This window comes from Clostridium sp. (assembly GCF_051278035.1).
Taxonomy (GTDB): domain Bacteria; phylum Bacillota; class Clostridia; order Clostridiales; family Clostridiaceae; genus Clostridium_AD.
The window spans coordinates 17,285-28,706 of sequence record NZ_JBNMNU010000038.1 but is presented as its reverse complement, the minus strand read 5'-3'; the positions used below and the strand labels follow the sequence as shown (position 1 = coordinate 28,706).

The window sequence follows — 11,422 nt, the reverse complement described above, 5'->3', positions numbered from 1 at the left end:
AATATTATATTTTTCTATCTTTCTATATAGGGAACTTCTTGCAATATCTAATATTTTTGCAGCTAAACTCATATTACCTTTAACTTCTTTAATAACTTCAGTTATATGATGTTTTTCCATTTGCTCTAATGTAATACCAATATATGAATCGTTGGATTTCTCTTGATTTTCAGCTACTTCATTAAATAAATTCATCTGAATTACTTCCGAATTAACTATACGTTCAATTACATTTTCAAGTTCTCTTATATTTCCCGGCCAATCGTAATTTTTAAGGTAGTCCATATATTCCCCGGAAATATCCACACTGTGCTTATTAAGTCTCTTAGATGTCTTTCTCATATAATAACTCACCAGTTGTGCTATATCATCCCTACGTTCTCTAAGTGGTGGCAATTGTAGCGGAAGAACGTTTAGTCTATAATAAAGATCTTTTCTAAAATTGCCCCTTTCTACCTCATGTTTCAGATCCTTATTTGTAGCTGCCATAATTCTTACATCGATATTTATTTGTTTTGAACTTCCTATTCTATTTACTACGCCTTCTTCTATTACTCTTAATAATTTGTTCTGCATATCAGAAGGCATTTCTCCTATTTCATCTAGAAAAATTGTACCCCCATCTGCAATTTCAAATTTCCCTACGTTACCGCCTTTTTTTGCACCAGTAAAAGCTCCACCTTCATAACCAAAAAGTTCTGATTCTATTAAAGTTCTTGGAATAGCACCACAGTTTACTGCTATAAAAGGCTCCTCACTGCGGTTACTGTGATTGTGAATTGATTGAGCAAAGACTTCTTTGCCTGTTCCACTTTCACCGGTAATTAATATTGTAGACTTACTATCGGCTATCTTTTTTGAGTACTCAATGAGCTTTTGGAATTTTTCATTTTTCCCAATTATTTTGTCAAAAGTGTATATTGCTTGCCCGCTTAAGATTCTCCCCGCAAGCTTCCTACTCTTTTTTAATTCATAGAATACAAGTGTTATTTCTTCAATATCCATAGTTGGGCCATAAATCGGGTATGCGGTAAGAGTAAATTGCAATTTATTCACTGGCGTATCTACATATATATCCTCATCTATAAATGTACCCTTTGACCTCAGCCGCTCTATTACTTCATTAAAGCTAGAGATTAAATCAGGTATTTTCATACTTTTCATTTCACGCGCGTCATACCCAAACATATTAGCAACCTGCTTATTCATTGTTGTAATGTTCCCCCATAAATCACAAGTCAAAATTCCTGAGGAAATGGAATCAAAGGTAGTTTCTAAACGTTTTTTACAAATTTCAATCATTTGATTATATTTATTGTTTTGGAGCATTCTTTCAATAGCATTTGCTGCTGCAACCACCATACCTAGGGTATGAGGATTAACATTTTCTATATACCCAGTTAAGTTAATAATTCCAATTATGTTACCGAGCTCATCCTTAATTGGAGCAGCAGAACATGTCCATTTATGATATACATTAATAAAATGTTCCTTGCCAGACACCTGAGAAGGTCGTCCTTCAGTTATTACAAGGCTCATTGCATTGGTCCCTATATGAGCTTCGTCCATGTATGCACCAATAATCATTTTAAGTTTAGAAGATTCTAATAATATATTTTCATCTCCAACTACGTTTAAGATACATCCATCGCCGTCGCACAGTAATGCAAAAAACTCAGAACCTCTTACGAAATCATATAAATGATTAATAAATGGAGCTGCATTTAATATAAGTTCACTGTTTTTCTCTAAGGTTTCCTGTAATTCATCGCCTTCTATTACTTTGGTACTAAATAAATTGCCAGGTAGTAATTCCATTGTCTTACACCTATCGTGTGACGCTTCGATGTGTTCATCCATAACTTATTCCCCCACTAAAATTTCATCTCCACCTTTAACATATCCCTCTTCGAGTACCCTAGCAAATATACCTTCTTTGGGCATTATACACTCACCAACTAGCTTCATAATTTCACAGCCTTTATGACATTCTTTTCCTATCTGTGTTACCTCGAAAAGTACCTCTCCCACTCTAAGCTTAGTTCCAATTGGAAGCTCAAACAAAACTATTCCCTCAGTAGTAATATTTTCAGCAAAGTTTCCTGAACATAAGCCTTCTACTCCAGTAGCTCTCATTTTTTCAATACTCTCTTCCCCAAGAAAGCTCACTTGTCTATGCCACTTTCCTGCATGTGCGTCTCCCTCGAGTCCGTGATTAAATTTAAAAAAACCTTTCTCTATAGGGTGTTTTATCACACCTTTTTTCTCACTTATATTTACAGCATTAACCTTTGCCATTACAATCCCTTCCTTTCAAATGTTCCTGATTTTCCACCAGCTTTTTTTAAGAGCATAATAGTATTTATAACCATTTCCCTATCTATTGCCTTACACATATCATAAATAGTTAGTGCCGCAACTGATACCGCAGTTAGTGCTTCCATTTCAATGCCTGTTTTTCCTACAGTCTTTGTGGTTGCAGTTATTTCAATTTTAGTGTTTTCTATATCAATTTTAAAGCTAATGTCACAACCAGATATCATTATTGCATGGCACATTGGTATTATTTGAGAAGTGCTTTTGGCACCCATAATTCCGCCTACTTGGGCTACAGCTAGTACATCACCTTTTGAAATAGTTCCTTCTTTTATTCTTTCCAAAGTTTCCTTTTTCATTGATATTGATCCAACCGCTACAGCTACGCGTACAGTGTCACACTTCTCAGATACATCCACCATTTTAGCTCTTCCTTCTTCATTTATGTGGGTAAGTTCCATTTTTTATCTCCTTTTGTGTTTATTAACCGCCTATCTGAGACATTACCTTAATACTTCTACTAACACTTTCCTCCTGTAAATGATGCTCAAGCGGTTTGTTATAAATAGCTGATTTTAATGCCGCTGTTAGCCCATCTTCGTCATTCAAGTATTTCCTTAGGCTTATTTCTTCCTTGGAATGGAGACAAGGCTTAATGGTTCCAGTAGACGTAAGTCTTATTTTATTACAATCAGAACAGAATTTGCAGCTTACAGGGCTAATAAATCCAATCTTTCCTTTTGCTCCTTCTAGCTTGTACAACTGTGCGGTGCTACTTTTTGGCGTTTGTATTTGGGTTAATTCAGGATGCACTGCTAGTAACTCCATAAAACTCAATTTGTTTTTCTCGTACATCTTAGCACCTTCACCTATAGGCATAAGTTCTATAAACCTTATTTCTACTGGTATTTCACGAATTAAGTTTAAAAAATCTACAAACTCTGAATCATTAATGCCTCTAAGTAATACTGTATTTATTTTTATAGGGGTTAACCCAATGCTTAAACACTTATATATACTTTCCATTACTTTATCTAAATTACCAACTCTTGTAATACTTCTAAATTTATCAGTATTCAAAGTATCCAGACTAATGTTAACTCTATTAAGTCCAGCCTTCTTTAAATCCGCAGCCACGTCAGAAAGTAAAATACCATTTGTAGTTATGGAAATGTCATCTATGCCTGATATTTTAGAAGTTTCATATATAAGTTTGTCTATATCTTTCATTACTAAGGGTTCGCCACCAGTAAATCTGATTTTATTAATACCAAGGGAAGCGCCTGCCTTTATGATTTTCAAAGTATCTTCAAAACGTAAAATATCATCATGACTTAAACTTTCAATTCCCTGCTCTGGCATGCAGTATATACATCTTAAATTACATCTATCCGTTACTGATATCCTTAGATAATTAATGTTCCTTCCATAGTTATCTCTCATAAAAACACCTCCTATAATTCAATTATTTCCCCTATATCTGTGTAATCATAGCCAGAAAGTTTATCAAGTTCCGCTTTAAATTCATCAGTTTTAATTGTTTTAATAAATTCTTTTATCATATCCATATCTAAAAACTCCACAGGCACAGCAAAATCATATTCCTCATTTCCAAGGGGTATAAAATCTAATCCCATGAGTTTCGCCGCGGAATAAACTCCTAGGCCACAATCTGCATCTCCTGCGGCTATTACAGCTGCTACGGCAATATGTGTAAATTCTTCTCTTTCATAACCAGATATATTTTTAGAATCTAACTCTAGTTTTTTCAAGTTATAATCTAAAAATAACCTTGTACCTGAGCCTCTTTGCCTATTAACGAATCTTCTCCCCTTTGTAACTATATCTGTTAGCGATTTAATATCTAATGGATTCCCTTTCGGGACTATAATTCCCTGGATTCTTTTGACTCCTTTGATTAATGCCATTGGTTTATCACCCAAATACTTGTTAAGATAAAAGACATTATAGCTACCATTTTCCATATCTAATAAATGAATAGGTGCTATATGGGTCTCTGAGGAAATCAGAGCCATTATTCCTCCCATACTTCCCACATGCGCAGAGGATAAAAAATACTTTTCATTTTTTATATGAAATAGATCTGATGCTATATCTACTATCGGATCATGGCTTCCAACACATACAAGTGTATTTTTAATTTCTTCCTGGCTTCTTAAAAGCTTCACCTTAACCTTTTTTCCAACTTCATATCCCTCTATGTTTTGTGGAATTTCAAGTACACCATCTGCCCTAACTAAAGACATTGTTGTTCCCGCTCCCCGACTTATAGGTGTTGCAATATATTTCCCAGAAATAAAGCCAAGCTTAACTCTTACAAATTCTAAATATTTTAAAGTTGACATAGTTCGCCTTGTAAGTACAGCCTCAACAGTTTTTTCTACTTCAATACTAATCCCCAGATAAGTATGAACTATTTTCTTACAAATATTCTCCATTACGAAATATGCGGATACAGGAAATCCCGGTATACCAACTACAGGTTTCCCACTTATACTTCCAAGAATAACGGGTTTACCTGGCTTTATAGCTACCCCATGTACACAAACTTCACCTAGTTCCTCTATTACCTTACAAGTAAAATCCTCTCTACCTGCTGAGGAACCGGCATTTATAAGTACAATATCACACTTCTCTACTGCATTTTTTACCGCCTCTTTAATAAGCTTATAATCATCTTTTACTATATCCAATCTTACAGGCAATCCTCCCCACAGCTTTACCTGCGCTGAGAACACCCTTGAGTTAAACTCAATAATATCTCCAACTTTAAGTTCTCCTCCTGGCTCAACCATCTCTGTTCCAGTTGGGATTATTCCAACAACTGGTTTTTTATACACCTGAATCTCATTTACCCCACCTGCTATTATAGATCCTATATCAACTGGTCTTATTAAGTGCTTTGATGGAATAATAAGCTGAGTTTCAACAATATCTTCCCCAATAGTTCTAATATTTTGAAATGGAGCAGCACTCTTATAAATGGCCACTTTTCCCTTAGCTACGTTTATTAAATCCTCTACCATAATTACGCAGTCATATTCTTTTGGTATTGGGTCCCCAGTATCCACTACTATATAATCAATTCCTTCTTGAATCTCAATATGGCTTCTATCTGATGCCCCAAAGGTTTTTGTGCTTATGGTAGCAATGCCATCCATAGCTGAACTGTTATAAAAAGGTGAGGATATTTTTGCATAAATTGGTGAGTAAGACACTCTTCCTGCTGCTTCATAGGTTACTACACTTTCTATTTTACCCTTAATCCCCAATAACTTATTAAAATATAATTTAACTGCATCATTCAAATCCATATTTGATAGAAAAACTTCTTGAGCCAATACTCTCATCCCCTTTGCCACTTAATTTATGATATTTTATAATCTATATACTTTAACTAACTGCCCTTCCTTTAAACCTTCAACATTTTTTTCTATTTTAATATAACCCCAAGCCTTTGAAAATGCTGTTATTATCCCTGATTTACCAAAAACAGGTTTCGCAATAATCTTATCATTTGAAGTTTCAAGCTCTACAGGTAAATACTCTTCTCGCCCTTTAGCTTTATGATAATTTATGCTCATAATAGCGCTAGTTCCGTAGCTTTTATCTGTATAGGACATTAAACTATATAAGTAATTTTTAACAAGTATTTTGTATATTATAGAACATGCAAGAGGGTGCCCTGGAAGTCCAAATATTATTTTTTCTTTATGTTTCCCAATTATTGTTGGTTTACCAGGCTTTACTGCTATACCATGTACCAAAACTTCTCCATCTCCGTAAGATTCTATTACCTTTAAGGTTTGGTCCTTTTTGCCTACAGAGCTACCTCCTGAAATTAGTACTAAATCACACTCTTCGAATGCCTTGTCAACTGTAAACTTCAATAAATCATAATCGTCTTTTATAATTCCATAACTTACTGGCTCAATTCCATCTTCTTTAAGTAACGACCATAGAAGGTAGGTATTTATGTCTCGAACTTCACCTAGTTTTGGCTTATCATCACAAGGAACTACCTCATCACCTGTTGAAATAATAGCAACTCTTGGTACTTTATATACTGTTATTTCGCTAATTCCGATACTTGCAAGGACACCTATCTCATAGGGTCTTAACCTATCTCCTTTTTTAATAACAACATCCTCAGAACTTATATCTTCTCCCACCTGTATTACATTCTCTCCAAAGGCCACTGGTGAATAAATCATAACATTATTTTCATCTAACTTATGGCTGTACTCCACCATTACTACACTATCTGCATTTTTAGGGAGCATTCCGCCCGTTGGTATGTATAAACATTCTCCCCCTTCGATATCTGATGGTGGAACCTCGCCCATAAATATTTCACCCTTTAGCTGGAGCATAGATGGAATTCCTTCACTAGCCCCATGTACATCTCTTGAACAAACTGCAAAGCCATCTACTGTTGACCTTTTGAATTCTGGTATATTACATTCTGCTTTTATATCTTCAAAACATATTCTAGAAACGCTTTTCATGATGTTAACCTTTTCATATTCAAATTTATAATTAAATGAGTTATCTATAATTTCTTTAGCTTTCTCTACGGATACTACATTAAAAAGTTCCATGCTTATTCCTCCTAAAAAAAGTCGTCTTATATATAATAAGTATTACTAGACCTGTAACACACGCTACCTTTAGCGCTCGCTACTTTGTTGCGCACTCGCTGGCATCTCCTTGCAGTATATCAATACCATGTGGAATTGCATCCATTATAAATCCAAGATTTTCTACTGCCGCCTTAGGACTTCCGGGAAGATTAATGATTAAGGTTTTCCCTCTAATTCCTGCGATGCTTCTTGAGAGCATTGCTTTTGATGTAATCGCAAGGGATTTCATTCTCATAGCTTCTCCAAAACCTGGAACATATTTCTCTATTACATTTTGTGTTGCCTCAGGAGTAACATCTCTTTCTGAAAAACCAGTTCCACCATTAGTTAAAATTAAATCAACCTTAAGCTCATCACATAAATAAATAAGTTCTTGTTCTATTTCCTTTTGTTCATCAGAAATCATTTTATAGTAACTTATAATAAATCCTTTTCCTTCTAATTCGCTCCTTATGGCAGGACCTGTCCCATCAATTCTTTCCCCTCTAGAGCCTTTATCACTCATTGTAAGTATTGCAGTCTTTATCATATTCATCAACTCCTCTTCAAAATCTGTTTTAACAATTTATGCTCCGGAAAATTAAGAACTTTATGTTTTTCGCCTTGTTCAATAATCTTTCCCTTATCTAAAAAAACAACAAAATCCGCTACCCTCTCTGCTTGCATTAAATCATGAGTGACTAAAACAACACTTCTCTTTCCTTTCGCCATAGTTCTTATGAGTTTTTCGGCCCTCAGTGTACTTTCAATATCCATACTTGCAGTAGGTTCATCCAAAAAAGTCATCTGTGTTTCCAAAATAGCTGTTCTAAGTAGTGACACCTTTGCCTGTTCTCCACCAGATAACTCTCTAGTATTCTTATTAAGCAGGTCATCTATGTTGAAGTAAGGAAGATAGCTCGAAAGTTTCTTCTCAATTACTTTTTTATCGGATTTTCTGAATTTTAATCCCATTATTATATTTTCAAACACTGAAAAATTAAATAAATAAGGACTTTGAAGCATAACAGATATATCTCTTTTTATAAACTCATTAAACTTACAATTGTCGTATAATACGGTTCCCCTTGTAAATGCGTCAAGGCCTGAAACACATTGTAAGAGAGTAGTCTTTCCACTACCATTTAAGCCTAATAATGCATATACGTAACCCTCTTCAAAATTTAGCTCATCTATATATAATACTTCTTTTCCATTGTACTCTTTATTTACGTCTACCACTCTAATATTCATACATTACCACCTATTTTTCATCTATCTTACTAAGCCCATGCAAAATAAAGTTAACCATAAAAGCGACAATAAGTAATATGACTCCTATTGTAATGGCCTCATCAAATTTACCTTGACCTGTTTCGAGTGCTATATACGTGGTCATTACCCTTGTGTCACCTTTGATATTTCCTCCTACCATCATCACTGCACCAACCTCAGAAATTGCCCTTCCAAAACCAGCCGCAACCACAGAAAAGAGTTGAACTTTGCATTCCTTTATGATTAAAATTAAAGTATCAGGGCTTCCTGCACCTAGAGCAATACAATTTTTCTTGATTTCCCTAGCGCGACCTCCTACAGCTGAAACAGTAAGTCCAAATACTATTGGAAATACCAGCAGACTCTGGGCTATAATCATCGCAGCGGGGGTAAACAACAGTTTAAGTTCCCCTAAAGGTCCCTTCCTGGAAAGTAATAGATAAACCACCAGTCCCATTAGAACTGGAGGAATACTCATAGAAGTTTCCGATAATCTTATAATATATTTTTTTAATTTAAAATCTTTCAAAGCAATAGGTATTGCTAGTATCATACCTGCCAACGACGCTATTAATGTTGATGCAATCGAAACAAACAGGGATAATAAAACTATGTGTATAACCTCTTCATAATAGCTCATTGCATCACCTATTTTTTAGCATTAGGTGTAAATAAAGGCATGCCATATTTCTCCTTGCCATATTCACCTATAAGCTTCTGTCCTTCATTAGACATCATCCAATCAATAAATTCATCTGCTTCTTCAGATTTAATTTCATTCTTACTTGGGTCCAGTCTTATTAATGCGTACTGATTTAAGAATTGACTTCCCTTTTCAGTAACAATATCTAAATCTAACGTATCCTTCATATTTAAATATGTAGCTCTGTCAGTCAAAGTATAAGCTTTTTTCTCAGATGCCATTGTAAGTACTGCGCCCATTCCTTTTCCTGCTGATATATACCATTCCCCAGTAGGTGTTATTCCTGCATCCTTCCATATAGTGAGTTCTTTTGTATTAGTACCTGAGTTGTCTCCTCTAGATACAAAGTTTGCCTCACTGCTACTAATTAACTTAAGTGCCTCTACTCCATCTTTTGGAGCTTTTTCTTTAAGCTTTGCAGGATCATCTTTTGGTCCTACTATTACAAAATCATTATACATAACCTCAAGTCTTTCAGTCCCAAATCCTTCATCAAGGAATTTAACTTCTTGCGACTTTGCATGCACAAGTAGTCCATCCGCGTCTCCACGCTTGGCAACCTCTATTGCTTCTCCTGTTCCTTTAGCCAGAACCTTAACTTTAATTCCTGTGTCTTTTTCAAATACTGGTAGTAAATAATCCAAAAGTCCTGAATCCTGAGTACTTGTTGTGGTTGCAAGAATCATGGTCCTCTCTTTACTCGAACATGCAGTTATAGCAAAAACCATAACAATACAAAGTGATATTACCAATATCTCCTTGAACCTACCTTTACCTTTTAATTTTAACACAAAAAAAACCCCCTTATATTTTTTATATATAAAAGAGAATGACAATTAAGCATCCCCCTTTTCAAATGGAAGGCTAAATCGTTTCCAATTTAACCCTAACGGTCATAATTCCATAGAAACCCTTAGGAAATATGACTCGGAGAATAGATTATTTATTTAAAATTTAGAATATTTGTATGTACCCACAATATAACATAAAATGATAAAAGTAGAAAGGGGCATAAGCCCCTAATACTATTAATATATAATATTTCGTACCATCTAAACCACAAGCTTACAAGCTAAGATTACAATGCTTGCCTGAAAAGTTCAATTACTTTTTCTAGCGTAGCAAGACGTGGATTTGTAAATTGACACGCATCAGCTTTAGCGTTTGTTGCCATTACTTCAAAATCTTCTTCTTTAACACCGAGCTCTGTAAGTCCTCTAGGAATACCTACGCATTGTGATAATGTTTCAATTGATTTAATTGCAACCAAAGCAGCATCATGTACAGAAAGTCCAGTTACATTTTCCCCCATGGCAATAGCGATATCTTTGAATCTATCAGCACTAGCTAAAATATTAAACCTAGATACTATAGGAAGTAAAACAGCATTGCATACTCCATGAGGTAGATTGTAGAATCCGCCTAGTTGATGTGCCATAGCATGTACATATCCAAGGCTCGCTTTATTAAATGCCATACCGCCTAAGAATTGAGCATAAGCCATTTTTCTCTTGCTACCATATTAGTACCGTTTGCAACTGCTTTAGGCAGGTATTCAGCTATAAGTTTTATAGCCATTAACGCAGCAGAATCTGTAAGCGGAGTTGCAGCACTAGATACATAGGCTTCTATAGAGTGAGTAAGGGCATCCATTCCAGTTGCCGCAGTAAGTGCTGGTGGCATACCAACCATGAGTTCCGGATCATTAATCGAAACATTTGGTGTTACTCTCCAATCAACTATAGCCATCTTAACTTTACGAGAAGTACTTGTAATTATACAAAAACGAGTCATCTCTGATCCAGTACCTGCAGTAGTATTAACTGCAACAAAAGGTGGAAATTGCTTTGTTGATTTATCTACACCCTCATAGTCCTTAATATTGCCACCATTAGCAGCTATAAGTCCAAGACCTTTAGCACAATCATGAGAAGATCCTCCACCTAATGATACTATTGCATCACAGGAATTTTCTTTCCACATTTTAACAGCCGCCTCTACATTTAGGTCAGTTGGGTTTGGCTGAGCACCATCAAAAACTACTACTTCTAGACCAGCTTCTACTAATATACCTTTTACCTTTTCTGCCATACCTAATTTAACTAACATTGCATCTGTAACAATTAATACTTTGTTACCACCTAATGATTTAATATGACCTCCAACCTCATTAACAGAACCTTGACCAATTGAGTTTACTGTTGGGATAAAATAAGTGTTTATTGACATTTACAGCACATCCTTTTTTTATTACATTAAATACATTTTAGAATTTAATGCTTATTCATTTTTAACTATCGTATTATTGCTTTATTACGATATTACGTTTTATCATATGTTCACAGTATAGATAAGAAACTTTAAAATTACAAGACTATTTATGAATAATTATACATATTGATAAAGTAATTGTTATTAGATAGTTTATATTCTTATGATAAATACTCATTATTTTAATATTATTTAAGAATATGATCAATAGTAC

At 34.8% G+C, this 11,422-nt stretch carries 10 protein-coding genes, 1 pseudogene and 1 riboswitch; all 11 genes and pseudogenes read right to left on the bottom strand.

The annotated features are described in order from the left end of the window. A partial coding sequence (locus ACJAX4_RS07885) for a sigma-54-dependent Fis family transcriptional regulator (protein WP_435788910.1) occupies window positions 1-1,860 on the bottom strand: 1,860 nt, incomplete at its 3' end. Window positions 1,861-1,863: 3 nt separating this feature from the next. Then, window positions 1,864-2,298 carry an MOSC domain-containing protein gene (locus ACJAX4_RS07880; RefSeq protein WP_435788909.1) on the bottom strand — a complete coding sequence of 145 codons (435 nt, stop codon included), beginning with the start codon at window positions 2,296-2,298 and terminating at the stop codon, window positions 1,864-1,866. Beyond that, a complete protein-coding gene (gene moaC, locus ACJAX4_RS07875) occupies window positions 2,298-2,777 on the bottom strand; it encodes a cyclic pyranopterin monophosphate synthase MoaC (protein WP_435788908.1) in 480 nt (159 codons plus the stop codon). The genes ACJAX4_RS07880 and moaC overlap by 1 nt, the downstream gene beginning before the upstream one ends. Window positions 2,778-2,799: 22 nt before the next feature. Continuing rightward, window positions 2,800-3,759 carry a GTP 3',8-cyclase MoaA gene (gene moaA, locus ACJAX4_RS07870; RefSeq protein ID WP_435788907.1) on the bottom strand — a complete coding sequence of 320 codons (960 nt, stop codon included), beginning with the start codon at window positions 3,757-3,759 and terminating at the stop codon, window positions 2,800-2,802. Window positions 3,760-3,770: 11 nt separating this feature from the next. Next, window positions 3,771-5,678, bottom strand: a complete 1,908-nt coding sequence (locus tag ACJAX4_RS07865) for a molybdopterin biosynthesis protein (RefSeq protein WP_435788906.1) — start codon at window positions 5,676-5,678, stop codon at window positions 3,771-3,773. A gap of 36 nt (window positions 5,679-5,714) precedes the next feature. Next, on the bottom strand, window positions 5,715-6,938 hold the full coding sequence (locus ACJAX4_RS07860) for a molybdopterin molybdotransferase MoeA (protein WP_435788905.1): 1,224 nt from the start codon (window positions 6,936-6,938) through the stop codon (window positions 5,715-5,717). A 79-nt stretch (window positions 6,939-7,017) separates the two neighbouring features. Further along, window positions 7,018-7,509 (bottom strand): MogA/MoaB family molybdenum cofactor biosynthesis protein, encoded by a 492-nt coding sequence (locus tag ACJAX4_RS07855; protein WP_435788904.1) that lies wholly within the window; start codon window positions 7,507-7,509, stop codon window positions 7,018-7,020. Between the two features lie 5 nt (window positions 7,510-7,514). After that, the gene (locus tag ACJAX4_RS07850) at window positions 7,515-8,213 is read right to left on the bottom strand and encodes an ATP-binding cassette domain-containing protein (RefSeq protein ID WP_435788903.1); all 699 of its coding nucleotides are present in this window, start codon (window positions 8,211-8,213) and stop codon (window positions 7,515-7,517) included. Window positions 8,214-8,223: 10 nt separating this feature from the next. Next, window positions 8,224-8,874: an ABC transporter permease gene (locus tag ACJAX4_RS07845; RefSeq protein ID WP_435788902.1), complete on the bottom strand. Its 651-nt coding sequence runs from the start codon at window positions 8,872-8,874 to the stop codon at window positions 8,224-8,226. An 8-nt stretch (window positions 8,875-8,882) separates the two neighbouring features. Beyond that, the gene (locus ACJAX4_RS07840; RefSeq protein ID WP_435788911.1) at window positions 8,883-9,665 is read right to left on the bottom strand and encodes a substrate-binding domain-containing protein; all 783 of its coding nucleotides are present in this window, start codon (window positions 9,663-9,665) and stop codon (window positions 8,883-8,885) included. Between the two features lie 101 nt (window positions 9,666-9,766). Next, window positions 9,767-9,882: riboswitch (molybdenum cofactor riboswitch) on the bottom strand. A gap of 133 nt (window positions 9,883-10,015) precedes the next feature. Then, window positions 10,016-11,166 (bottom strand): annotated as a pseudogene (locus ACJAX4_RS07835) (iron-containing alcohol dehydrogenase). Between the last annotated feature and the right edge of the window lie 256 nt (window positions 11,167-11,422).

Bases quoted from the DNA above. Each gene is read 5' to 3' on its own strand.
- ACJAX4_RS07880 (WP_435788909.1), bottom strand. From the start codon at position 2,298: ATGGCAAAGGTTAATGCTGTAAATATAAGTGAGAAAAAAGGTGTGATA.
- moaC (WP_435788908.1), bottom strand. From the start codon at position 2,777: ATGGAACTTACCCACATAAATGAAGAAGGAAGAGCTAAAATGGTGGAT.
- moaA (WP_435788907.1), bottom strand. From the start codon at position 3,759: ATGAGAGATAACTATGGAAGGAACATTAATTATCTAAGGATATCAGTA.
- ACJAX4_RS07860 (WP_435788905.1), bottom strand. From the start codon at position 6,938: ATGGAACTTTTTAATGTAGTATCCGTAGAGAAAGCTAAAGAAATTATA.
- ACJAX4_RS07855 (WP_435788904.1), bottom strand. From the start codon at position 7,509: ATGATAAAGACTGCAATACTTACAATGAGTGATAAAGGCTCTAGAGGG.
- ACJAX4_RS07850 (WP_435788903.1), bottom strand. From the start codon at position 8,213: ATGAATATTAGAGTGGTAGACGTAAATAAAGAGTACAATGGAAAAGAA.
- ACJAX4_RS07845 (WP_435788902.1), bottom strand. From the start codon at position 8,874: ATGAGCTATTATGAAGAGGTTATACACATAGTTTTATTATCCCTGTTT.
- ACJAX4_RS07840 (WP_435788911.1), bottom strand. From the start codon at position 9,665: ATGGTTTTTGCTATAACTGCATGTTCGAGTAAAGAGAGGACCATGATT.